The 23,953-nt window shown below is 56.2% G+C and carries 24 protein-coding genes; 13 read left to right on the top strand and 11 right to left on the bottom strand.

The window, feature by feature from the left end:
- Window positions 1–82: 82 nt before the first annotated feature.
- Entirely contained in the window at window positions 83–1,123 is a 1,041-nt protein-coding gene (locus BH712_RS21455) for an aldo/keto reductase (protein WP_032674048.1), read from the top strand.
- Window positions 1,124–1,199: 76 nt separating this feature from the next.
- Here BH712_RS21455 and BH712_RS21450 read toward each other — a convergent pair whose 3' ends face one another.
- Both BH712_RS21450 and BH712_RS21445 read right to left on the bottom strand, forming a co-directional pair.
- On the bottom strand, window positions 1,200–1,688 hold the full coding sequence (locus BH712_RS21450) for a TIGR00645 family protein (protein ID WP_006811956.1): 489 nt from the start codon (window positions 1,686–1,688) through the stop codon (window positions 1,200–1,202).
- Between the two features lie 43 nt (window positions 1,689–1,731).
- Window positions 1,732–2,235 (bottom strand): ESA_00282 family adhesion-associated protein, encoded by a 504-nt coding sequence (locus BH712_RS21445; protein ID WP_001084353.1) that lies wholly within the window; start codon window positions 2,233–2,235, stop codon window positions 1,732–1,734.
- A gap of 102 nt (window positions 2,236–2,337) precedes the next feature.
- Here BH712_RS21445 and BH712_RS21440 point away from each other — a divergent pair, with 102 nt between their 5' ends.
- Together BH712_RS21440 and BH712_RS21435 are read left to right on the top strand one after the other, a co-directional pair.
- Window positions 2,338–2,742, top strand: a complete 405-nt coding sequence (locus BH712_RS21440; RefSeq protein WP_006811957.1) for a hypothetical protein — start codon at window positions 2,338–2,340, stop codon at window positions 2,740–2,742.
- Window position 2,743: 1 nt separating this feature from the next.
- Entirely contained in the window at window positions 2,744–3,169 is a 426-nt protein-coding gene (locus tag BH712_RS21435; protein ID WP_006811958.1) for a hypothetical protein, read from the top strand.
- A gap of 80 nt (window positions 3,170–3,249) precedes the next feature.
- Here the strand turns inward: BH712_RS21435 and exbD are convergent, their stop codons facing one another.
- The gene (gene exbD, locus BH712_RS21430; RefSeq protein ID WP_006811959.1) at window positions 3,250–3,675 is read right to left on the bottom strand and encodes a TonB system transport protein ExbD; all 426 of its coding nucleotides are present in this window, start codon (window positions 3,673–3,675) and stop codon (window positions 3,250–3,252) included.
- 4 nt (window positions 3,676–3,679) lie between these two features.
- The gene (gene exbB, locus BH712_RS21425; protein WP_003862482.1) at window positions 3,680–4,411 is read right to left on the bottom strand and encodes a tol-pal system-associated acyl-CoA thioesterase; all 732 of its coding nucleotides are present in this window, start codon (window positions 4,409–4,411) and stop codon (window positions 3,680–3,682) included.
- A gap of 251 nt (window positions 4,412–4,662) precedes the next feature.
- Between exbB and metC the strand changes: the two genes are divergently transcribed.
- The gene (gene metC / locus BH712_RS21420; RefSeq protein WP_032674049.1) at window positions 4,663–5,850 is read left to right on the top strand and encodes a cystathionine beta-lyase; all 1,188 of its coding nucleotides are present in this window, start codon (window positions 4,663–4,665) and stop codon (window positions 5,848–5,850) included.
- A 142-nt stretch (window positions 5,851–5,992) separates the two neighbouring features.
- Complete coding sequence (gene yghB / locus BH712_RS21415) at window positions 5,993–6,652, top strand: DedA family general envelope maintenance protein YghB (protein WP_006811961.1); 660 nt, start codon at window positions 5,993–5,995, stop codon at window positions 6,650–6,652.
- A 46-nt stretch (window positions 6,653–6,698) separates the two neighbouring features.
- On the opposite strand, the gene BH712_RS21410 is transcribed toward yghB, so the two are convergent.
- On the bottom strand, window positions 6,699–7,598 hold the full coding sequence (locus BH712_RS21410) for an AraC family transcriptional regulator (protein ID WP_006811962.1): 900 nt from the start codon (window positions 7,596–7,598) through the stop codon (window positions 6,699–6,701).
- 195 nt (window positions 7,599–7,793) lie between these two features.
- Between BH712_RS21410 and yqhD the strand changes: the two genes are divergently transcribed.
- Window positions 7,794–8,957: an alcohol dehydrogenase gene (yqhD, locus tag BH712_RS21405; RefSeq protein ID WP_006811964.1), complete on the top strand. Its 1,164-nt coding sequence runs from the start codon at window positions 7,794–7,796 to the stop codon at window positions 8,955–8,957.
- Between the two features lie 105 nt (window positions 8,958–9,062).
- On the top strand, window positions 9,063–9,890 hold the full coding sequence (gene dkgA / locus BH712_RS21400) for a 2,5-didehydrogluconate reductase DkgA (RefSeq protein WP_003862493.1): 828 nt from the start codon (window positions 9,063–9,065) through the stop codon (window positions 9,888–9,890).
- Between the two features lie 90 nt (window positions 9,891–9,980).
- Here the strand turns inward: dkgA and BH712_RS21395 are convergent, their stop codons facing one another.
- On the bottom strand, window positions 9,981–12,155 hold the full coding sequence (locus BH712_RS21395) for a YgiQ family radical SAM protein (RefSeq protein WP_006811965.1): 2,175 nt from the start codon (window positions 12,153–12,155) through the stop codon (window positions 9,981–9,983).
- A 200-nt stretch (window positions 12,156–12,355) separates the two neighbouring features.
- Between BH712_RS21395 and BH712_RS21390 the strand changes: the two genes are divergently transcribed.
- Window positions 12,356–13,831 (top strand): TrkH family potassium uptake protein, encoded by a 1,476-nt coding sequence (locus BH712_RS21390; RefSeq protein ID WP_006811966.1) that lies wholly within the window; start codon window positions 12,356–12,358, stop codon window positions 13,829–13,831.
- 34 nt (window positions 13,832–13,865) lie between these two features.
- On the opposite strand, the gene ftsP is transcribed toward BH712_RS21390, so the two are convergent.
- The 4 genes from ftsP to BH712_RS21370 all read right to left on the bottom strand — a co-directional run bounded on the left by ftsP (window position 13,866) and on the right by BH712_RS21370 (window position 19,018).
- Entirely contained in the window at window positions 13,866–15,278 is a 1,413-nt protein-coding gene (gene ftsP / locus BH712_RS21385; RefSeq protein ID WP_006811967.1) for a cell division protein FtsP, read from the bottom strand.
- Window positions 15,279–15,339: 61 nt separating this feature from the next.
- Window positions 15,340–16,077, bottom strand: coding sequence for a 1-acylglycerol-3-phosphate O-acyltransferase (gene plsC, locus BH712_RS21380; protein WP_003862497.1), 738 nt, complete (start codon window positions 16,075–16,077; stop codon window positions 15,340–15,342).
- A gap of 162 nt (window positions 16,078–16,239) precedes the next feature.
- Window positions 16,240–18,498, bottom strand: coding sequence for a DNA topoisomerase IV subunit A (parC, locus tag BH712_RS21375; protein ID WP_006811968.1), 2,259 nt, complete (start codon window positions 18,496–18,498; stop codon window positions 16,240–16,242).
- A 118-nt stretch (window positions 18,499–18,616) separates the two neighbouring features.
- A complete protein-coding gene (locus tag BH712_RS21370) occupies window positions 18,617–19,018 on the bottom strand; it encodes a YgiW/YdeI family stress tolerance OB fold protein (protein WP_032674050.1) in 402 nt (133 codons plus the stop codon).
- Between the two features lie 139 nt (window positions 19,019–19,157).
- Here BH712_RS21370 and qseB point away from each other — a divergent pair, with 139 nt between their 5' ends.
- The 5 genes from qseB to lysM all read left to right on the top strand — a co-directional run bounded on the left by qseB (window position 19,158) and on the right by lysM (window position 22,708).
- On the top strand, window positions 19,158–19,817 hold the full coding sequence (qseB, locus tag BH712_RS21365) for a quorum sensing response regulator transcription factor QseB (protein WP_006811970.1): 660 nt from the start codon (window positions 19,158–19,160) through the stop codon (window positions 19,815–19,817).
- Window positions 19,814–21,151: a quorum sensing histidine kinase QseC gene (qseC, locus tag BH712_RS21360; RefSeq protein ID WP_006811971.1), complete on the top strand. Its 1,338-nt coding sequence runs from the start codon at window positions 19,814–19,816 to the stop codon at window positions 21,149–21,151. The genes qseB and qseC overlap by 4 nt, the downstream gene beginning before the upstream one ends.
- 104 nt (window positions 21,152–21,255) lie before the next feature.
- Window positions 21,256–21,837 (top strand): NAD(P)H-dependent oxidoreductase, encoded by a 582-nt coding sequence (locus BH712_RS21355; protein WP_006811972.1) that lies wholly within the window; start codon window positions 21,256–21,258, stop codon window positions 21,835–21,837.
- Window positions 21,838–21,867: 30 nt separating this feature from the next.
- Window positions 21,868–22,182: a putative quinol monooxygenase gene (locus BH712_RS21350; RefSeq protein WP_003862506.1), complete on the top strand. Its 315-nt coding sequence runs from the start codon at window positions 21,868–21,870 to the stop codon at window positions 22,180–22,182.
- Between the two features lie 85 nt (window positions 22,183–22,267).
- Window positions 22,268–22,708 carry a peptidoglycan-binding protein LysM gene (gene lysM, locus BH712_RS21345; RefSeq protein ID WP_006811973.1) on the top strand — a complete coding sequence of 147 codons (441 nt, stop codon included), beginning with the start codon at window positions 22,268–22,270 and terminating at the stop codon, window positions 22,706–22,708.
- Window positions 22,709–22,740: 32 nt separating this feature from the next.
- Here the strand turns inward: lysM and BH712_RS21340 are convergent, their stop codons facing one another.
- The gene (locus tag BH712_RS21340) at window positions 22,741–23,928 is read right to left on the bottom strand and encodes a glycoside hydrolase family 88 protein (RefSeq protein WP_006811974.1); all 1,188 of its coding nucleotides are present in this window, start codon (window positions 23,926–23,928) and stop codon (window positions 22,741–22,743) included.
- Window positions 23,929–23,953: the final 25 nt, after the last annotated feature.

Below are 23,953 nucleotides of genomic sequence, written 5' to 3'. Positions count from 1 at the left end.
TAGAAAATATACTTTTTTGTTATCGAGTCGGCATAGAATGAAAACGTTGTTTCGAAATTTCACCGACAAGAAAGGAGACATCATGTCCTGGCACCCTTACACCGGCCGATACGAAAACATGCAGTACCGATACTGCGGCAAAAGTGGCCTGCGCTTACCGGCACTGTCGCTGGGCCTGTGGCACAGCTTCGGTCACGTTCAGGCGCTCGATTCCCAGCGCGCGCTGCTGCGTAAGGCCTTCGATCTCGGCATTACCCATTTTGACCTTGCCAATAACTACGGCCCCCCTCCGGGCAGCGCTGAAGAGAATTTTGGCCGCCTGCTGCGGGAAGATTTTTCCGGGTATCGCGACGAGCTGATCATCTCCACCAAAGCGGGTTACGACATGTGGCCAGGACCGTATGGTTCAGGCGGTTCACGTAAATACCTGCTCGCCAGCCTCGACCAGAGCCTGAAACGCATGGGCGTGGAGTATGTGGATATTTTCTATTCTCACCGCGTAGACGAAAACACGCCGATGGAAGAGACCGCCGCCGCGCTGGCCCACGCGGTGCAGAGCGGAAAAGCGCTGTATGTTGGCATTTCGTCCTACTCCACGGAACGCACGACGGCGATGGCCGAATTGTTGCGCGAGTGGAAGATCCCGCTCTTGATCCACCAGCCGTCTTACAACCTGCTTAACCGCTGGGTCGACAAGACCGGCCTGCTGGACGCGCTGGAGAAAAACGGAACGGGCTGTATCGCCTTTACCCCGCTGGCGCAGGGCCTGCTGACCGGAAAATACCTGAACGGTATTCCGGACGGTTCACGTATGCAGCGCGAAGGGAAAAAAGTACGCGGCCTGACGGAGAAAATGCTGACGGAAGCCAACCTGAGCAGCCTTCGTCTGCTGAATGAGATGGCGCACGCGCGCGGGCAGACGATGGCACAGATGGCGCTAAGCTGGCTGTTGAAAGATGAGCGAGTAACGTCGGTGCTGATTGGCGCGAGCCGCCCGGAGCAGCTGGAGGAGAACGTTCAGGCATTGAATAACCTGCGCTTTAGCGAAGATGAACTGACGCGGATTGACCAGCACGTGGCGGATGGGGAGCTGAATTTGTGGCAGGCATCGTCGGATAAATAGTGCAGTCCGATGCTTTCGCCCCTCACCCTAACCCTCTCCCCTCTCGGGATAGGGCTGGGTGAGGGGCGCTGTAAAATTATTTCTTACTGATCTTATCCAGATACCCCATCACAAACGCCGACAGCACAAACGTCAGGTGGATAATCACATACCACATCAGCTTATTATCCGGAACGTTCTTCGCATCCATAAAGACACGTAACAGGTGAATAGACGAAATCGCCACAATCGACGCCGCGACTTTATTCTTCAGCGATGAGGCGTCCATTTTCCCCAGCCAGTTGAGCTTTTCTTTGTGCTCGGCGATATCAAGCTGAGAGACGAAGTTCTCATAACCGGAGAACATCACCATCACCAGTAATCCTCCCACCAGCGTCATATCCACCAGCGACAGCAGAACCAGAATTAAATCGGCTTCTGCCACGGAGAAAATGTTTGGCAATACGTGGAAAATCTCCTGGAAGAACTTGATCGTCAGGGCGACCAACGCCAGGGAGAGACCGAAATAGACGGGTGCGAGCAGCCAGCGAGAGGCATACATTGCGTTTTCAAAGAAGCGTTCCATAAAATCCTGTCTGCAAACGAAACCAGCGCTCAGTATATCTCAACTATACCTCGTTGGGATCCACATCCGGGCGCGCATACTCCGGCCAGACCAGCGCGACCAGTTCCGGGTAGGCTTCCAGGCTAAACTCGCGAAAACACTGACGCAGATTTAATACGTCTAAATCGGAGTACGATACCTTCTCGCCATTCAGACAGCGCTTTTTGATATTGTCGTAATATTTATAGACGGCCGAATTAAGGTCGCTACAACGACGCTGCGCGTCAAACAGGCCGGGCGTGTCATTAATTTCGGCCATTTTCATCCGCTTAATTGTCGCATGAAGAAAATCGATATATTCGTGATTCACCCGCCAGTACCAGACCGGCGTGACGGCATTCATCAATACCGAGAAATGATCTTCTCCCTCCTCTTTGGACATCAATTCAGGCTGCGGCGGTTCACTGGCGTCTTTCGACACTTTTGTTTTATTGAACTCTTGCATCAATAAAAGCACGCCAGCGGTCAGTAAAAGTAACGTGATGACCGTGAAGAAAATGCTGTTCATGGGTAGGCTCCATTTTTTTTGATTTTAAAATTGCCTCATGATATTGTCAACGAATCTCACCCTTTTTCCAACCCCACCCTTTTGAAATTAAAGGAAATTAAAATGCTGCCCGACAATCTTGTCCCGGCAAAGTACCACATTACGCCTGTGGAACAGCCTTCGACGGAAGCAGATAAAGAGGCGAATTTCACTCAAGGAAAAAGAAAACTCTCCGACTATGAAGCCGATATATTAATTGGTGTTTCGCGCACCGGCAAATCCCGTAATATGGTGCTGGAAGAGCATGACCGCCATTTAAAAGAGCGTTTATTCCGTGCCATCAAGATTGAAGCCTTAGTACATCTGCTGAATGATTTACAGGCCGAAGGGGAAATAGACGCCCAGACGCTAAGTCAAATAATGGCCGAAAAAACACAGCAAATAAATGAGGCCGGCAATGAAATTTGGCTTAATTTAATTACCCGTGAAAAAAACAATCCCATTTTTTATAAGCTGGGGGAAGATTAACGTGAATGATGACAGCGGTAATAACGTTTATTTGACTTTAGATGATAAGAAAAGCGATGAATTTATCTTAAAGCAGAATCTCGACGCTCTCAAAAAGATAAAAAATGACGAGATGACGCGCATTACGCAGGATTTGATTTCGATTCCGGCCACGCTGGTACGCCTGAAATGGCAGAACCGACGGGAAATTTATGCCTTGCAGGCCAAAGAAGAGATTTACGGCGCGGTGATGAACGCCATTATTGAACAGCGCCCTGAGCTAAAAGAGAAGATCCTCGGTCGGCTGGAGGCGAACTATCAGTACCTGCTGGCACGCGAGACAGCCACCCTGCGCCTGACCCGTAAGCTCTCGGAAGGTCATTACCGTACATCAAACGTGACCTGTGTGGCGCTTGATGAAAAGGCGCCGACGGCGCCTTCAGAGTGAGCCAACAATGACTGTTGCGCAATGCAGGCCGGGTAAGGCGATGCCGCCACCCGGCAAGGAAGGCTGCAAACGCCTTCGTTTTACTTCGCGGCCGCTTTCTCTTCGCCGACCAGACCAATCTTCAGGTATCCCGCCTGATGCAGCGTGTCCATTACCTTCATCATGGTTTCATAATCGACGGTTTTATCCGCGCGGAAGAAGACGGTGGTGTCTTTCTTGCCGCCGGTCAACTGGTCCAGCGCCGGAATAACCGAGGCATCCGTTACCGGATCGTTGCCGAGGAACAAGGATTTATCCGCCTTCACCGACAGGTAGATAGGCTTTTCCGGACGCGGCTGCGGCTGGCTGGAGGACGCAGGCAGATTCACCTTCACGTCCACCGTCGCCAGCGGCGCGGCAACCATAAAGATAATCAGCAGAACCAGCATGACGTCGATAAACGGCGTCACGTTGATCTCATGCATTTCACCGTTATCGTCCAGATTTTCATTAAGACGCATTGCCATACAATCAACCTACGCGCAGTTTGGACGCCGCATGTACCGGTTTAACGGCGCTGGCGTTCAGGTCGAGATCGCGGCTTTGCAGCAGCAGAACCTGCGCGGCAACGTCACCCAGTGTGGCTTTGTAACTGCCAATCATGCGCGCGAAGATGTTATAGATAACTACCGCAGGAATAGCGGCAACCAGACCGATAGCCGTGGCCAGCAGCGCTTCTGCAATACCCGGCGCGACAACCGCAAGGTTAGTGGTCTGCGTCTGGGCGATACCGATAAAGCTGTTCATGATGCCCCAGACGGTACCGAACAGGCCGACAAACGGGGAAATGGCGCCGATAGTCGCCAGGTAGCCGTTACCGCGGCCCATATGACGCCCCACGGCCGCAACGCGGCGCTCCAGACGGAAGCCGGTACGCTCTTTAATGCCTTCGTTATCTTCACTGCCTGCGGAGAGTTCCAGCTCGTTCTGCGCTTCGTTCACTAACAGGGTAGTCAGGCTTTTCGCATGGAAGGATGAGGTGATATCAGAAGCCTGATCCAGAGAGCGGGCTTCCGCCAGCTGCTTCTGCTCACGCTTGAGGCGGCGTTTTTGTGAAAGAAGTTCGGCGCTCTTGCTGAAGAAGATAGCCCAGGTGATCACGGACGCCAGAATCAGGCCGATCATCACAATCTTAACTACGATGTCAGCATGTTGATACATGCCCCAAACGGAGAGATCCGTCTGCATCAAATTATTACCCACTCTGTATCTCCAGGACGCAAATCACAAAATCTGAACGTAATAATATCAAAACGTCGTCGAATTGATAGTAGTTCTCATTAGTATTTACATAGTGCCGTAATTTTCGCTCACTTTCCTTGCGCTTACGCAGTAAAAATTTCTTATGCGAATTTTTGATAATATTTTCTGCTTATTCGATAAGCATCCGGATGCACATTCTGACAATCGTGGTAGTCTGGACGTCCAGACGTATAAAAATAGGGTTAGCGAACATGACTAAAAAGCAGCTTGAGACCACGCTGGTGCAGGCAGGACGCAGTAAGAAATACACACAAGGCTCGGTCAATAGCGTGATCCAGCGCGCCTCCTCGCTGGTATTCGATACCGTTGAGGATAAAAAAATCGCCACGCGGAATCGCGCCAAGGGCGGGTTGTTTTATGGTCGTCGTGGCACGTTAACCCATTTTTCGTTGCAGGAAGCCATGTGCGAACTGGAGGGTGGCGCAGGCTGCGCGCTGTTCCCGTGCGGTGCGGCGGCGGTCGCTAATACCATTCTGGCGTTTGTGGAACAGGGCGACCACGTCCTGATGACCAATACCGCCTACGAGCCAAGCCAGGACTTCTGCACCAAAATCCTCAGCAAGCTCGGCGTCACCACCAGCTGGTTCGATCCGCTGATTGGGGCAGGCATTGCCGGACTTGTTCAGCCCAACACGCGCGTTGTGTTCCTGGAATCTCCCGGCTCCATCACCATGGAAGTGCATGACGTGCCCGCCATTGTGAAGGCGGTGCGCAGTATCGCGCCGGAAGCGATCATCATGATCGACAATACCTGGGCGGCGGGCGTGCTGTTTAAAGCGCTGGAATTTGACATTGATATCTCCATTCAGGCGGCGACCAAATATCTGATTGGCCACTCCGACGGCATGATCGGTACAGCGGTATCTAACGCCCGATGCTGGGATCAATTGCGTGAAAATGCCTATCTGATGGGTCAGATGGTGGATGCCGATACCGCCTACATGACCAGCCGCGGTATCCGTACACTCGGCGTGCGCCTGCGTCAGCATCACGAAAGCAGCCTGCAAATTGCACAGTGGCTGGCGCTGCATCCGCAGGTGGAGCGCGTTAACCATCCGGCGCTGCCGGGCAGCAAGGGCCACGAATACTGGCAACGTGACTTTACGGGTAGCAGCGGGTTGTTCTCATTTGTTCTTAAAAAGCGCCTGAATGACGCCGAGCTGGCACGCTATCTGGATAACTTTACCCTCTTCAGCATGGCCTACTCCTGGGGCGGGTTTGAATCGCTGATCCTGCCCAACCAGCCGGAGCAGATTGCGGCCCTGCGCCCGGGCGGCGAGGTGGACTTCGAGGGAACCTTAATCCGACTGCATATCGGGCTGGAAAATGTGGACGATTTAATTGCGGATTTATCGGCAGGATTTGAGCGCATCGTGTAAAGTGCTGGCTGAAATGTACTCCCCGGACGTTATTCTGAACACCGCAAGCAGAAAAGTCTGTATGAGATGCGCCTGCGATCAACCCCGACAGGCGAAATTGGGAGTACAATAGCGTTATATCTGCTGTTCCACAGGAAAGTCCATGGCTGTTATTCAAAATATCATCACGGCGCTCTGGCAACATGATTTTGCCGCGCTGGCGGACCCACATGTCGTCGGGATTGTCTATTTCGTGATGTTCGCGACGCTGTTTCTGGAAAATGGATTACTGCCAGCCTCATTTTTACCCGGTGACAGCCTGCTCCTGCTCGCAGGGGCGTTAATCGGCAAGGGCGTGATGGACTTCGCGCCGACAATGGTGATCCTCACCTCTGCGGCCAGTCTCGGCTGTTGGCTGAGCTACCTGCAAGGACGCTGGCTGGGAAACACCCGCGTGGTGAAGGGCTGGCTGGCACAGTTGCCGCATAAATATCACCAGCGTGCGACCTGCATGTTTGACCGCCACGGCCTGCTGGCGTTACTCGCCGGGCGTTTTCTGGCGTTTGTGCGTACCCTGTTGCCTACCATGGCGGGTATTTCAGGCCTGTCTAATCGCCGCTTCCAGTTCTTCAACTGGCTGAGCGCCCTGCTCTGGGTGGGGGTGGTCACTACGCTCGGCTACGCGCTGAATATGATCCCCTTTGTTAAGCACCATGAAGACCAGGTGATGACCTTCCTGATGATCCTGCCGATTTTCCTGCTGGTGGCGGGACTGGTGGGGACTATTGCGGTAGTGATTAAGAAGAAGTATTGCAGCGCGTGAGGTAATTGCCGGGTGGCGCTATCGCTTACCCGGCCTACGTTTTTCGTCAGGCTCCCTGCATGGTTCGGATGCGCGACGCATCTTCTCCCGGCGTGACGCCGAAGTAACGCTTAAACTCCCGACTAAACTGCGACGCGCTTTCATACCCGACCCGCATCGCCGCCGCGCTGGCCTTCATGCCGTCGTGGATCATCAGCATCCGCGCCTTATGCAGACGGTAGGTTTTGAGGTACTGCAACGGCGACGTGCTGGTGACGGATTTAAAGTTATGGTGAAACGCCGAGACGCTCATATTGGCTTCCGCCGCCAGCTGGTCAACGCTGAGGTTTTCCGTGTACTGGCTCTCGATGCGCTTCAGCACGCGGCTAATCAGGCTGAAGTGCGTTTGCCGGCTTACCAGCGCCAGCAGCGCCCCGCCGCCCGGTCCCATCAGCACGTGGTAAAGAATTTCGCGGATAATCTGCTTTCCGAGAATACGGGCATCCAGCGGCCTTTCCATCACGTCTAACAGGCGTTCAATCGCGCAGAGAATTTCCTCCGATAAGGTCGCGGAGTTGATACCGCTTGCCGCCATCGATGGCCGGAAAAGTTCATCCTCCCCGATCTCCATCAGCAGCTCCTGCAACTGGAGGATGTCGACGTTGACGCGGATCCCTGCCAGCGGTACCGCCTCTGTCGCGAAGGTTTCACATTCGAAGGGTAAAGGTACTGTCAGAAGCAGATATTCATTGGTGTCGTAACGGAACACGCGCTCGTTGATATAGCCAATCTTATGGCCGGAAAAGAGAAAAACGATGCCAGGCTGATACATCACCGGCGTACGCGGCCCGGGCTGGGTACCGTAGAGCAATCGAATATCCGGTAACAGGTCCGCCGTAGTATTTTCATTATTTATCAGTCTTTTAATCTGCGACGTTAGCTGGCGGCAGATGGCATCACGGTTCATTTTCAGTTACTCCGGGTACGGTTTCCGACGCTGACAGTGTGCGCATTTTCTTACCATTTCTCCAGCGCGCTGTAGAAATGGGCAAGACATCGGCAGGAATGTGCATTGAGAGGATAGCGCCTGCCCGCCACAATGTGCAGCATCAGGTTGCCTTCTGCGCCACCACGATTTTTTACCCACTACAGGGAACAAGCCATGAATAACTTTAATCTTCACACCCCAACCCGCATTCTGTTTGGTAAAAACGCTATCGCCGATCTGCGCGCGCAAATCCCGACGGGTGCCCGCGTCCTGATTACCTACGGTGGCGGCAGCGTGAAAAAAACCGGCGTACTGGATCAGGTTTACAGTGCTCTGGAAGGTCTGGACGTGCGTGAGTTCGGCGGTATCGAGCCTAACCCGTCTTATGAAACGCTGATGAACGCGGTGAAAATCGCCCGCGACGAGCAGATCACCTTCCTGCTGGCGGTGGGCGGCGGTTCCGTGCTGGACGGCACCAAATTCATCGCGGCGGCGGCGCATTACGCTGACGGCATCGACCCATGGCATATTCTGGAAACGGGCGGCAGCGACATCAATAGCGCGATCCCGATGGGTTCCGTACTGACGCTGCCAGCCACCGGATCAGAGTCCAACAAAGGCGCGGTCATCTCCCGTAAAACCACCGGTGACAAGCAGGCCTTTATGAACGAACACGTTCAGCCTGTATTCGCGATCCTCGATCCGGTTTACACCTATACCCTGCCTGCGCGTCAGGTGGCGAACGGCGTGGTCGACGCCTTTGTTCACACCGTTGAGCAGTACGTGACTTACCCGGTGAACGCCAAAATTCAGGATCGTTTTGCGGAAGGCATTCTGCTGACGCTGATTGAAGAAGGTCCGAAAGCGCTGAAAGAGCCAGAAAACTACGACGTGCGTGCCAACGTGATGTGGGCCGCCACCCAGGCGCTGAACGGCCTGATCGGTGCTGGCGTGCCGCAGGACTGGGCTACCCACATGCTCGGCCACGAGCTGACGGCGATGCACGGCCTGGATCACGCCCAGACGCTGGCGGTGGTTCTGCCTGCGCTGTGGAACGAAAAACGTGACACTAAACGCGCCAAACTGCTCCAGTACGCCGAACGCGTGTGGAACATCACCGACGGTTCCGACGATGCGCGTATTGATGCCGCGATTGAGGCCACCCGTCACTTCTTTGAAAGCCTGGGTGTGCCAACGCGTCTCTCTGGCTACGGCCTGGACGGTAGCTCCATCCCTGCCCTGCTGGCGAAACTGGAAGCACACGGCATGACGCAGATCGGCGAGCACGGCGACATCACCCTGGACGTCAGCCGTCGTATTTACGAAGCGGCACGCTAAGCGTTTTTAGGATCCTGACTTTCGTTTTTTGACATTTCGTCCAGACTTAATGCACATCACATCGTCGGAGGTTCCCTCCGGCGATGAGCACCTGAAGGAGGAAAAATGGCAAACCAAACCGTAATCAAGCTACAGGACGGCAACGTGATGCCCCAACTGGGGCTAGGTGTATGGAAAGCCGGTAACGACGAGGTCGTCTCCGCCATTCATAAAGCCCTGGAAGTCGGCTATCGGTCCATCGATACCGCCGCCGCCTATAAAAACGAGGACGGCGTGGGGAAAGCGCTTGCCAGCGCTGGCGTTCCCCGGGATGAGTTATTCATCACCACCAAGCTGTGGAACGACGATCAAAAGCGCCCCCGCGAAGCGTTGCAGGAGAGCCTGGAGAAACTCCAGCTCGATTTCGTCGATCTTTATCTCATGCACTGGCCGGTCCCGGCTATCGACCATTACGTTGATGCCTGGAAAGGGATGATTGAACTGCAAAAAGAGGGGCTGATAAAAAGCATCGGCGTCTGTAATTTCCAGGTACATCACCTGCAACGCCTGATTGATGAAACGGGCGTCGCGCCGGTGATTAACCAGATTGAGCTGCACCCGCTGATGCAGCAGCGCCAGCTTCACTCATGGAATGCCACGCACAAGATCCAGACCGAATCCTGGAGCCCGCTGGCCCAGGGTGGCGAAGGGGTGTTTGACCAGAAAATCATCCGTGAACTGGCGGATAAGTACGGTAAAACTCCGGCGCAGATCGTCATTCGCTGGCACCTGGATAGCGGTCTGGTGGTGATCCCGAAATCGGTCACGCCGTCTCGCATCGCCGAGAACTTCGACGTCTGGGATTTCCGCCTGGATAAAGACGAGCTGGGTGAAATTGCGAAGCTGGATCAGGGTAAACGGCTTGGGCCGGATCCGGATCAGTTTGGCGGGTAGTTTCCCCCCTCACCCTGCCCTCTCCCCGGAGGGGAGAGGGTTAGACCTGTAGGCCCGGTAAGCGCAGCGCCACCGGGCATTTTTACAGGTTTAACCGGTCTTACGTTTTACGTTCTTCTTCGTTCCCGCACCACCATTCGAACGCTGATGCACAATCGGGGTATGTTTGGTCAGCGCCGGGCGCGTATTGCGGTTCTGGCGGCGCGCTTCGCGCATCTCTTCCAGCGTTGGCGCAGGCACCAGGCAATCACGACGCGAGCCAATCAGGTGCTTTTTCCCCATCTCTTCCAGCGCCTGACGGATCAGCGGCCAGTTTTTCGGATCGTGGTAACGCAGCAGCGCTTTGTGCAGACGGCGCTGTTTATCCCCTTTTGGCACCACCACGTCTTCGCTCTTATAACCAATCTTACTCAGCGGGTTTTTGCCGGTGTAATACATGGTCGTCGAGTTGGCGAGCGGCGACGGGTAGAAGTTCTGCACCTGATCCAGACGGAATCGACGCTGCTTCAGCCACAGCGCCAGGTTCACCATGTCTTCATCACGGGTGCCGGGGTGCGCGGAGATGAAGTATGGGATCAGATACTGCTCTTTCCCCGCCTGTTTTGAATAGGTGTCAAACAGCTGCTTAAAGCGGTCATAGCTGCCCATGCCCGGCTTCATCATTTTGGACAGCGGGCCTTCCTCGGTGTGCTCCGGGGCTATCTTCAGATAACCGCCCACGTGGTGCGTCGCCAGCTCTTTGATGTAGCGCGGATCTTCCACCGCAATGTCGTAACGCACGCCGGAGGCGATCAGGATCTTCTTGATGCCTTTCAGATCACGGGCGCGACGGTAAAGGTTGATCGTCGGCTCGTGGTTGGTGTCCATATGCTCGCAAATGCTCGGGTAAACGCAGGAGAGGCGACGGCAGGTCTGCTCGGCGCGCGGCGATTTACAGCGCAGCATGTACATGTTGGCCGTTGGGCCACCCAGATCGGAGATCACGCCGGTAAAGCCCGGCACCGTGTCGCGAATCGCTTCGATCTCGTTAACAATCGACTCTTCGGAACGGCTCTGAATAATACGGCCTTCATGTTCGGTGATCGAACAGAAGGAGCACCCGCCGAAGCAGCCGCGCATGATGTTGACCGAGAAACGGATCATCTCGTACGCCGGAATGCGGCTGTTGCCATATGACGGATGCGGTACACGCTTGTACGGCAGGGCAAATACGCTGTCCATCTCTTCGGTAGAGAGCGGGATCGCTGGCGGGTTTACCCAGATATAGCGCTCACCGTGCTTTTGCATGAGCGCTCGCGCACAGCCCGGGTTGGTTTCATGGTGCAAAATGCGCGACGCGTGGGCGTAGAGCACTTTATCGCTTTTTACTTTTTCATAGGACGGCAGCAGCACATAGGTTTTTTCCCACGGCTTCGGACGCGGCGGCTGCACCACCACGGCCTTTGCTTCCGCTTTCTTCGGCTCAACCGGTTTGTTATCCGCGCACGGCAGATCTTCACCATACGGATGCGGGATAGGGTCGATTTTGCCCGGCATATCGATAATGCGGGAATCCACCCCGCTCCAGCCCGGCAGCGCCTCTTTTACCATGATCGCGGTGTTGCGTACGTCGCGGATCTCGCTGACCGGTTCGCCCTGGGCCAGTCGATGTGCCACTTCCACCAGCGGACGCTCACCGTTGCCAAAGATCAGCATGTCGGCTTTCGAATCCACCAGCACCGAACGGCGCACGGTGTCAGACCAGTAATCGTAGTGCGCGGTACGGCGCAGGCTCGCCTCGATGCCGCCCAGGATCACCGGTACGTCTTTCCATGCTTCTTTGCATCGCTGGGTGTAGACGAGGGTCGCGCGATCGGGACGTTTACCCGCCACGTTGTCGGCGGTGTAAGCGTCGTCATGGCGCAGCTTACGGTCAGCGGTATAGCGGTTGATCATCGAGTCCATGTTGCCCGCGGTCACGCCGAAGAACAGGTTAGGCTTGCCCAGACGCATAAAATCGTCTTTGCTGTTCCAGTCAGGCTGGGAGATGATCCCCACGCGGAAGCCCTGGGCTTCAAGCATACGGCCACAGATCGCCATGCCAAAGCTCGGGTGATCGACATACGCATCACCCGTCACCAGAATGATATCGCAGCTGTCCCAGCCCAGTTGATCCATCTCTTCCCGGGACATCGGCAGGAAGGGTGCCGGTCCAAAGCAGGCCGCCCAGTACTGGGACCAGGAGAAGAGGTCGCGATCCGGCTGGATCAGGGAAATTGCGCTCATAATGCTTCCGAAGAAAAAATAGACAAAAGGAGCGGGATTATACGCTGTTACTCCGCCGGATTTGAAGAAAAGGTTGCTGGACGAAGACAGAAAATCGCGAAAGCCGTTAAAATACAGCGCACTGTTATTTTTGCATCATAATCACCTCTCACCCTTTCGGTTCTTAGCCGCCGGAGGGCATTCTGGCGTGGAGTGTCTTTGTGAAGTTCAACGATTCGTTAAATGTGTCCCAGCTGCGGGTTGTACTTCATCTCTGCGGTTTTCTGGTTCTTCTGTACAGCCTGTCCATGCTTCCGCCAATGGTTATCGCGCTGCTGAATAAAGAACGGACCTATTTTGCTTTCCTGACCACCTTTATCACGTTTTTTAGTCTCGGTGGCCTGATATGGCGGGCAACCCGTCACGCGGGAATTCAGCTACGCACGCGCGACGGTTTTGTGATTATCGTCCTGTTCTGGCTGCTGTTTTCCATTATCAGCGCCATGCCCTTATGGATGGACGACGGTCTGCATCTCTCTTTTGCTGACGCGCTCTTTGAGGGCGTATCCGGGATCACCACCACGGGGGCAACGGTGATTGGGGACGTCAGCGCCCTGCCCAAATCCTATCTTTATTACCGCGCTCAGCTCAATTTCATTGGCGGGTTGGGGGTTATCGTTCTCGCCGTCGCGGTACTCCCGCTGCTGGGCATCGGGGGCATGAAGCTGTACCAGTCAGAAATGCCCGGCCCGTTCAAGGAGGAGCGTCTTACTCCCCGGCTCGCCGATACCGCGCGTACCCTGTGGATGACCTATTTAGCGCTGGGGCTGATCTGCACCCTGGCATACTGGCTGGCGGGAATGTCCTTTTTTGACGCCGTCTGTCACGGGCTTTCCACCGTATCGCTGGGCGGGTTTTCCACCCGCAGCGAGAGCATCGGATTTTATGACAGCCACGCAATCGAGCTGGTTGCCGGGGCCTTTTCCCTGCTCTCCGCCATTAACTTCACCCTCTGGTATGTCGCCATCGTCAGACGCACCCTGAAGCCTCTCCGCCGCAGCCCGGAGGTGAAATTTTTCCTGACCACCGCGTTCGTCATTATTCTCATCACCGCGTGGCAGGTCTGGCATGCCGGGATGTACAACGTGACCGACAGCCTGGTGCATGCCTTCTTCCTGGCCAGCTCCATGATGACCGATAACGGCCTCTCAACGGGCGATTATGCCCAGTGGCCAGCGCACACCATCTTTCTGCTCTTAAGCGCCAGCTTTTTTGGCGGCTGCGTAGGCTCAACCTGCGGCGGTATCAAGGCCCTGCGTTTTCTGATCATGTCTAAACAGTCTGTTCAGGAGCTAAATCAGCTGGCGCATCCCCGGGCGCTGCTGAGCATCAAGGTAGGCAAAAGCGTGGTAAACGAACGTGTCCTGCGATCGGTATGGAGCTTCTTTTTTCTCTATGTGACGATCACGGGCCTTTTCGTCTGGATGCTCAATCTGATGGGCTACGATCTGTTTACCTCTTTCGCCACCGTTGCCGCCTGTATCAATAATATGGGGCTGGGCTTTGGCGAAACGGCGTCAACGTTTGGCACGTTAACAGAGGGAGCGAAACTGCTGATGTGCGCGGCGATGATCCTGGGCCGTCTGGAGATTTATCCGGTACTGATCCTGTTTTCGCGCTTTTTCTGGCGGGCATAGCGCATTCCCGGCACACCGGGAATGCTGAGGGGGGTTACGGTGCCGGATTCACCAGCATCTGCCCTACCGATCCCCTGTCCATCATCTCCAGCGTCTGGCTGTGGAACAGGAACGGGAAGTGCGGCCAGGAAGGCTGACCATAATAAACCAGCAGCTCTACCTGTCCATCCACCCAGACGGTATCTTTCCAGCCCCTGTCTTCCGGGAACGGCATCGCCCCGTTGACGTTGCGGATCAGGAATGACACCCCTTCAATATGGAACGACTGCGGCATCTCAGAGCGGACGGTCCAGCGCTCCCAGGTTCCCTGCTGGGCGGTGATATCAATGCGGTTAACGTCCCACAGCGCGCCGTTGATGCCCGGATCGTCGCCCAGGCTGATATCGCGACTGCGCACTGCTGGCCCGGTCACGATCTCCTGCGGCAGCAGGCGCATCGGCAGGCTGTCGGTCACCAGCGGCAGCAGGCCCGTTGGACGCAGCGTCAGCACCAGCGTGGAAACCAGAATGCTCGACGGTTCAAAGAAGCCGCGAATGCGGTCAACAATGCTTGCCGCTTCGCCGCAGGTCACGGACACTTCATCCCCGTTGGTCATATCCACGAGGATTTCACGACGTTCACCCGGCGCCAGCGCCAGCTGTTTCACCGGCACCGGCGCCGGTAATAACCCTTGATCGCCTGAAATCACGTGCAGCGCGCGGCCGTCGCTCATCTGCAACTGGTAGCGGCGCGAGTTTGAAGCATTCAACAGACGCAGGCGCACCCAGCCACGAGACACTTCGACATACGGGCTTTGCGCGCCGTTAACCAGCAGCGTATCGCCCACAAAGCCACCGCTGCCCGGCTCGCTGTACTCCGGCGTACCAAAGTTATCCAGGCGCTTGTCCTGAATAATGATCGGGAAATCATCGACCCCGTAGTGATTCGGGATCGGCAGCGTTTTGCTGACCTCATCTTCAATCAGCCACATCCCGGCCAGGCCGTTATAGACCTGCTGAGCGGTGCGGTTCGGGGTGTTGGCGTGATACCACAATGTCGCCGCGCTCTGACGAATCGGGAGGACGGGTGCCCAGTCGGCATTCGGCGACATCATGCGCGCCGCGCCGCCAATCAGCGGACCCGGCACCTGCAAACCACTGACGGTCATCGCGACATTTTCCGTCGTACGGTTACTGTAGATGAGCTTAACGTCATCGCCATTCCACACGCGAATGGTCGGCCCAAGGTAGCGTCCGTTAATGCCCCATACCTGCGCGCGCGTGCCCTGGGTAAAGGACCAGTGGCTACGCTGAAGCGTGAGGAATAGCGGCTGTCCGCGACGGGATTCAATCAACGGCGGAATAGGCAGCGGCTCTTGCTGCCCGGCGGCGCTGGCTGTCCGCGGCATCGCACCCGCACAAAGGGCGATACCCGAAGCCTGAATAAACTGACGCCGACTGAGTGACATATAAGCTCCATCTGAAACGACTAACAACGCGGGAATTCGTTTTCCCTTAAACGACACCGGGTTAAATCTTACCGGCGGCTTCTCGCTCTGCAACTTCTTTATCGAGCTGCGCAATGTGCTGAGCCATCAGCTCGCGGCAGTGCGTGGCCAGCTCGCGCACCTGGTCTTTACCGTATTTAGAGGTATCCACCGGCGGCAGCATTTCGACAATCACCAGTCCGTTATTCAGACGGTTAAGATTAATCTTATTCGATGTATTGGAAACACACACGGGAATAATTGGAACGCCCGCCGCAATTGCAGCATGAAACGCACCGGTCTTGAACGGCAGCAGGCCGCGACCACGGCTGCGCGTCCCTTCCGGGAACATCCAGATTGAGATCCGGCGCTTTTTAAACTGATCCACCACTTCCGCAATGGTGCCATGCGCTTTGGCGCGGTTGTTACGGTCAATCAGCAAATTACCGGTGAGCCAGTACAGCTGGCCGAAAAACGGGATCCACAGCAGGCTCTTTTTACCCACGGTTACGGTCGGCGGAAGAACAATATTGGAGGCCGTCACCATATCGTAGTTGTTCTGATGGTTAGCGATATAGATGGCGTTACCGAAATTCTCCGCCCCTTCAGGCAGACGCTTTTCAACCTTCAGGCCAAACAGCGGCGCAAGACGACCAAACATGTGGCCAAACGTCGCAACATGTTTTGGGTTACGCGGGCTGAACAGGCAGTAAATCGATCCGAAAATACAGACCAGAATGCAGTAAATAACGGTAAGAATGAGACGAACAATGTATAGCATAGCGACCTCTGAAGCCCTGACAGCTGACAATTATACTTCACCTGTGGCCAGGTAAGGACTTTATTACGAGCGCGTATTGTTAATCGCAACGCACGAATTAACAACGTTTTTACGGGAAATTTTATGGTAATTCCCCCTCCGGAAAGAGGGGGATGAAACAGGTTACTCTTCGCTGTCGTCCGCTTTGCTGCGCGTCGGGGAGTCGATCTCCACGCGGTCGATGCGCTGGAGGCCGCGCATCAGTGAGCCGCGACGTCCACGCTCACCCACCACCTTCTGCAACTCTTCCGGGCGCAGCTTGATCTTACGCTTGCCGACATGAATGGTCAGGGTGCTCTGCGGCGGCAGCAGGAAGAGATGCGCGAGGCTATCTTCGCCTTTTGCCGCTTCCGCAGACGGGATATTGATGATCTTGTTGCCCTTCCCTTTCGACAGCTCCGGCAGATCGCTGACCGGGAACATCAGCATACGTCCAGCAGCGGTGATCGCCAGCAGCATGTCGCTTTCGTTCTCGATGATCAGCGGCGGCATGACGTGTGCGTTATCCGGCAGGCTGATCAGCGCTTTACCGGCACGGTTACGCGACACCAGATCGTTAAAGGTACAGATAAAGCCGTAGCCCGCATCGGACGCCATCAGCAGCTTCTGGTCGTCGGCTTCCATCAGCATGTGGTCAACCGTGGCACCCGGCGGCAGCGTCAGCTTACCGGTCAGCGGCTCGCCCTGACCGCGCGCAGACGGCAGCGTGATCGGATCAATAGCGTAGCTGCGGCCCGTGGAGTCGATAAACGCCACCGGCTGGTTGCTTTTGCCTTTTACCGCCGCCTTAAAGCTGTCACCGGATTTGTAGCTCAGGCCCGGCGCGTCAATATCATGGCCTTTGGCGCTACGCACCCAGCCGCTCTGGGAAAGCACGATGGTCACCGGCTCGGACGGCAGCATGTCGTGCTCGTTCATCGCCTTCGCTTCTTCGCGCTCGTGCAGCGGAGAACGACGGTCGTCGCCAAAGGCGTCGGCATCGGCCTGCAACTCTTTCTTCAGCAGGGTGTTCATCTTGCGCTCGGACGCCAGAATCGCCTGAAGCTGATCGCGCTCTTTTTCCAGCTCGTTCTGTTCACCGCGGATCTTCATCTCTTCCAGTCTGGCGAGATGGCGCAGTTTCAGTTCGAGGATCGCTTCGGCCTGGGTTTCGCTGATGCCAAAGCGCGACATCAGGGCGGGCTTGGGTTCGTCCTCGGTACGAATGATCTCGATCACTTCGTCAATGTTGAGGAACGCCACCAGCAAACCTTCGAGAATATGCAGGCGCTTAAGCACTTTTTCCAGACGATGGTTCAGACGACGGCGCACCGTATCGCGGCGGAAGGCCAGCCATTCGGTGAGGATCTCCAGCAGGTTTTTCACCGCCGGACGACCGTCCAGACCAATCATGTTCAGGTTGATGCGGTAGCTCTTTTCCAGATCGGTAGTGGCGAACAGGTGGTTCATCACCTGCTCCATGTCCACGCGGTTAGAGCGCGGCACAATCACCAGACGGGTCGGGTTTTCGTGGTCCGATTCGTCGCGCAGATCGTCCACCATCGGCAGCTTTTTATTGCGCATCTGGGAGGCGATCTGCTCCAGCACCTTCGCACCGGATACCTGGTGCGGCAGCGCGGTGATCACCACGGCCCCGTCTTCTTTGGTCCACACCGCACGCATACGCACGGAGCCGCGACCGTTCTGGTAGATTTTGCGGATTTCCGCACGCGAGGTGATGATCTCGGCTTCGGTCGGATAGTCCGGCCCCTGCACGATATCCAGCAGTTCGTCCAGCGAGGTTTTCGGCTGCTCAATCAGGGTGATGGCGGCTTTTGCCACTTCACGCAGGTTGTGCGGCGGAATGTCCGTTGCCATACCCACGGCGATACCCGTTGTGCCGTTCAGCAGGATGTTCGGCAGACGCGCAGGCAGCATTTTCGGCTCCTGCATCGTACCGTCGAAGTTTGGCACCCAGTCAACCGTGCCCTGTCCCAGCTCGCCCAACAGCACTTCGGCATATTTAGACAGACGGGATTCGGTATAACGCATCGCCGCGAAGGATTTCGGATCGTCCGGCGCACCCCAGTTCCCCTGGCCATCCACCAGCGGATAGCGATAAGAGAACGGCTGGGCCATCAGCACCATCGCTTCATAGCAGGCGCTGTCGCCGTGCGGATGGTATTTACCCAGCACGTCACCGACGGTACGGGCGGATTTTTTGAACTTGGCGGTGGCGTTCAGCCCCAGTTCGGACATCGCATAGACGATGCGGCGCTGAACGGGCTTCAGGCCATCCCCGATAAACGGCAACGCCCTGTCCATGATGACGTACATGGAGTAGTTCAGGTAGGCGTTTTCCGTGAATTCATGTAGCGCGAGGCGCTCTGCCATATCGCTCATTACGTGTGATTCCTCAACTCAGAAACCGATGGGTTTCAGGCAATATTGCCGCAGATACTACCTCATCTGGCGAGTTGAGTCACAAAGAAAAAGGGCCGCTCATGCGGCCCTTTCCGGGTTATTTGTTCAGCTTGATAACCTGCTTCACGTCGATTTCAAACTCGTTCCAGTCTTTATCGATTTTACCCTGGAGTTCGACTTTATCCTGTGGCGTCACCGTCACGCCATTCCAGCGCTTGTGGTCGATCTCCACCACCACCGTGCCGCTTTCATCGCGGAAGGTGTAACGATCATCGGACAGGCGCTCGGTAATATTACCGCGCAGTTTCACCCAGCTGTCGTCCTTCATGTCTTTGACTTTAGCCGCGGTGGTGAGGTTGGCGTTGTTATCGACAAAGCCACCCTGCAGGGTATGCGTCTGGTTCTGTGTCGCAGATGGGCCAGAGAAGCCGCCCTGTGCAGCAAAGACAGGGGCCGTGGTCATCATCATGATGGCAGCAATTGCAGCGAATTTTTTCATCTTTATCTCTCCCTTTAATGTCGTTTCACAATCCATTAAACAGGGTAAACCTTAACAACTTCTTAAGGGGAAAATTTATTTATTTTTACTGTACAGCAGGCGCTTGCAGAAGGTTTACTGACGGCATCAAGGAGGAATTATGCGCATTTTACTGGTAGAAGACGACAAGCTCATCGGCGATGGCATCAAAGCAGGCTTAAGCAAAATGGGCTTTAACGTGGACTGGTTTACAGACGGTAAAACCGGGCAGGCGGCCCTGTACACCGCGCCGTATGATGCCGTGGTGCTGGACCTGACGCTGCCGGAAATCGACGGGCTTGCGATCCTGCGCGCATGGCGCGAAAGCGGTAAGAGCGAACCGGTACTGATCCTCACGGCGCGGGATGCGCTGAACCAGCGCGTCGAAGGGTTACGCCTGGGGGCGGATGATTATCTGTGCAAGCCGTTCGCGCTGATTGAAGTGGCGGCCCGCCTCGAAGCGCTGGTGCGCCGCAGCCACGGACAGGCGCGCAGCGAGCTGCGTCACGGCAAGGTCACGCTCGATCCGGCAAGCCTTGTCGCCACGCTGGAGGGCGAAACGCTGGTGCTCAAACCAAAAGAGTTCGCCCTGCTGGAACTGCTGATGCGCAACGCGGGCCGCGTGCTGCCGCGCAAGACCATCGAAGAGAAACTCTACAACTGGGATGATGACGTCTCCAGCAATGCTGTCGAAGTCCACGTTCATCATTTACGCCGCAAGCTCGGCAGCGAATTTATCCGCACCGTGCACGGCATCGGTTATACCCTGGGTGACGCATGAAACTGAGCCTGAAGCTGCGCCTGACGCTCCTCTTTTTGCTGCTGTCTCTGGCGGCCTGGTTTGCCGCAAGCGTGGTGGCCTGGCATCAGACGACCGACAAGCTCGATAAGCTGTTCGATACCCAGCAAATGCTGTTTGCCAAACGGCTGCTGACGATGGACGTGGACGAACTCCGCGCCCCGGAACGCATGCGTGAGGTGCCGAAAAAAGCCAAACACGGCCATCTTGACGACGATGCGCTGGCCTTCGCGATCTTCACCGCCGACGGCAGCATGGTGCTTAACGACGGCGAAAACGGGCGCGACATACCTTATCACTACCGCCGGGACGGTTTTGCTGACGGTCAGTTGCAGGATGACAACGACGAATGGCGTTTTCTGTGGCTGACGTCCCCGGACGGGAAATACCGCGTGGTGGTGGGCCAGGAGTGGGAGTACCGACAGGATATGGCGCTGGACGTGGTCAGTTCGCAGCTGACGCCGTGGCTGGTGGCGCTGCCTGTCATGCTGCTGTTGCTGATTGTCCTGCTGAGCCGGGAGCTGAAACCGCTGAAAAACCTGGCGCAGACCCTGCGTTCGCGCTCGCCGGATGCGACCGACACGCTGCCCACCCACGGCGTACCGACGGAGGTTCGCCCCCTGCTTGATGCGCTTAACCATCTTTTCGCCCGTACGCAGGAGATGATGGCCCGCGAGCGCCGCTTCACCTCGGATGCCGCCCATGAGTTGCGCAGTCCGCTGGCCGCGCTGAAGGTGCAAACTGACGTGGCGCAGCTTTCCCTCGACGATCCCGAGGCGCAGTCTAAAGCGCTGGGGCAACTGCATGCGGGCATCGACCGCGCCTCCCGGCTGGTGGACCAGCTGCTCACCCTGTCGCGCCTGGATTCACTGGATAATCTTGCTGACGTCGAACCCGTGATGATGGCCGATTTGCTGCAATCCGCGGTGCTGGATATCTGGCACCCGGCGCAGCAGGCGGGCATTGATATTCGGCTCAACGTCAACGCACCCGAGGTGATGCGTCACGGGCAGCCGCTGCTGCTGAGCCTGCTGGGGCGTAATCTGCTGGACAACGCCGTTCGATACAGTCCGCGCGGCAGCGTGGTGGACGTGACGCTGAACGCCCGAAGCTTTACCGTGCGCGACAACGGCCCGGGCATTTCATCCGATGCGCTGGCGCGTCTCGGCGAGCGCTTTTATCGCCCACCGGGGCAGGACGCGACGGGCAGCGGTCTGGGGTTGTCTATCGTGAAGCGTATCGCGGCGCTCCACGGGATGCGCGTCTCGCTGCGCAATGCGCCTGAAGGAGGCTTTGAGGTGACCATCAGCTGGTAGCTATTATTGCGCTGAGCGCAAAAGACTTTGCACATTTTGCTTATTTTTCCGCTCCGTCCTCGCGCGTAGAATATCCGGCATACTCTCAGCATCGAGGACAAATAATGAGCAACATTCTGATTATCAACGGCGCGAAAGAATTTGCGCACTCTAAAGGCCAGCTCAATGACACCCTGACCGAGGTCGCGGATGGTTTTCTGCGCGACGCCGGACATGATGTTAAGGTCGTGCGCGCGGACAGCAATTACGACGTGAAGGCCGAAGTGCAGAACTTCCTGTGGGCCGACGTGGTGATCTGGCAGATGCCGGGCTGGTGGATGGGCGCACCGTGGACCGTGAAAAAATACATGGACGACGTCTTTACCGAAGGTCACGGTTCGCTGTATGCCAGCGACGGCCGCACCCGCTCAGATGCCTCTAAAAAATACGGTTCCGGCGGCCTGATTCAGGGCAAAAAATACATGCTCTCCCTGACCTGGAACGCCCCGCTAGAAGCGTTCACTGAGCAAGATCAGTTCTTTGAAGGCGTGGGCGTAGACGGCGCGTATCTGCCGTTCCATAAGGCGAATCAGTTCCTGGGAATGGCGCCGCTGCCGACCTTTATCGTCAACGACGTGATTAAAATGCCGGACGTCCCGCGCTATATCGCAGAATATCGCAAGCATCTCGCGGAAATTTTTGCTTAACTGGTAGCCTGGAATTAGAAGGAGTTAATTATGCTTACCGTTATTGCTGAAATCCGTACGCGTCCTGGCCAACATCACCGTCAGGCGGTACTGGATGAGTTTGCGAAGATCATCCCGACCGTACTGAAAGAAGAAGGCTGCCACGGCTACGCGCCGATGGTGGACGCCGCCACCAGTGCAAGCTTCCAGGCGACCGCGCCAGACTCAATCATCATGGTTGAGCAGTGGGAAACCGTCGCGCACCTCGAAGCCCATTTGCAGACCGCGCATATGAAAGCGTGGAGCGATGCGGTGAAAGGGGACGTTCTGGAAACCCACATCCGCATTCTGGAGCAAGGGGTTTAAAACCTGCCTTCCCTCTCCTTCCGGGGAGGGAATTCTCTCTGACCTGCTATGCTTATTCTGACTTCATGTTTAACAGGAGGATGGAATGGGACTTTTTAACTTCGTAAAAGAAGCAGGCGAAAAGCTGTGGGATAACCTGACCGATCATAAAGGTCAGAGCGACAAAATCACCGAGCACCTCAAGAAACTCAACATTCCCGGTTCCGACAAGGTTCAGGTTAACGTCACCGACGGCAAGGCCAGCGTGACGGGCGACGGACTGACGCAGGAGCAGAAAGAAAAAATCCAGGTCGCCGTCGGCAACATCGCAGGCGTCAGCGAGGTGGAGAACAATATCACCGCAACAGATGCCCAGGATGAAGCCACCTACTATACGGTGAAATCCGGCGATACCCTGAGCGCGATCTCCAAAACCGTGTACGGCGATGCTAACCAGTACAACAAGATTTTTGAGGCTAACCGCCCAATGCTCTCCAGTCCGGATAAAATCTATCCCGGCCAGACGCTGCGTATTCCAAAAGCGTGATCGATAAGTCGGGGGTGCCCCCCCGACTGTCGTTACCAGTACAGTTTCCAGCTCTGGGTGAAACGCACCAGCGCCTCAACGTAGAAATAATCTCCCCAGCTTGCACACTCATCCACCCCTTTGTTGCTCGCGAGGTGGTAAACCGAGTGCTTCAGCAGCCCGTTGCCCTTCTCGTCTTTGCCCATCAGGTAGTGTTTCGTCAGTGACGACATAATGCCTTTGGCCCACTCCAGATAGCGCTCGCGATCCGGGTCCGTCACCGGCAGGTGCTTCACCAGCTCCAGCAGTCCGCAGACCGCAATCGCCGCCGAGGAGGAGTCACGCAGTGCGTCGGTGCCCACCAGCGCCAGATCCCAGTGGCAGACGTAGTCTTCCGGCAGACGGTTAAGGAAATAATTGGCCAGCCTTTTGGACAAGGCGATCATCGTTTCGTCGCCGGTATAGATATAGCTCAGCAGGAAGCCGTAAATTCCCCACGCCTGCCCGCGAGACCAGCAGGAGTCGTCGGCATAGCCCTGCTGGGTATTGCCGTAGCGCGGTGCGCCGGTTGCTACATCCATATAGTAGGTGTGGAAGGTGGAGGCATCGTCACGAATGAGGTACGTCGCGGCCTGCATCACGTGTGCTTTGGCGGCGTCGGCAAAGCGCGGATCGCCCGTCTGCTCCGTCGCCCAGTAGAGCAGCGGCAGGTTCATGTTGCAGTCGATGATCATCCGCCCGGCCTGCTCTGGATCGGAGAGATCGCCCCACGCCTGGATGATCTTCGCCTTCTCGTGAAAACGCTCCAGCAGAGCTTCCGCCGCCAGCAGTGAGAAGCCGCGCGCCTCACGGTTTCCGGTCAGCCGCCACGCGGCTACGCAGGAGAGCGTATAGAGGAAGCCTAAGTCGTGAGTGTTGGTGTCGTTGCGCCCGGCGATGCGCAGGCCAAACGAGCGCACGTGTTTTTCCGCCATCGCGCGGAATTTTGCCTCGCCGCTCATCTCCCACGCCAGCCACAGCTGCCCGGTCCAGAAGCTGGTGGTCCACTCCACGTTGTCAGTTAGCGGATAAAAACCGTCCTGGCAGGTTTCCGCCGGGAATTTGTCGCCGAACTCCGTTAAATGACGGCTAATCAGGTCGAGAACGTGGCTGCGCGCCGAATTCAGTTCATCGCTGAATGCGCGGGCGTCAACGGGCGCAGCGATAGCGGACAGACGTTCCTCTTTGATACGACTTAACATATTTCGGTTCCTTCTTTGACGGCGT

Source organism: Enterobacter hormaechei ATCC 49162, assembly GCF_001875655.1.
In the GTDB taxonomy this organism is placed as follows: Bacteria; Pseudomonadota; Gammaproteobacteria; order Enterobacterales; family Enterobacteriaceae; genus Enterobacter; species Enterobacter hormaechei.
The sequence above is the reverse complement of the archived record's forward strand: the minus strand, read 5'-3'. Positions and strand labels throughout refer to the sequence as shown.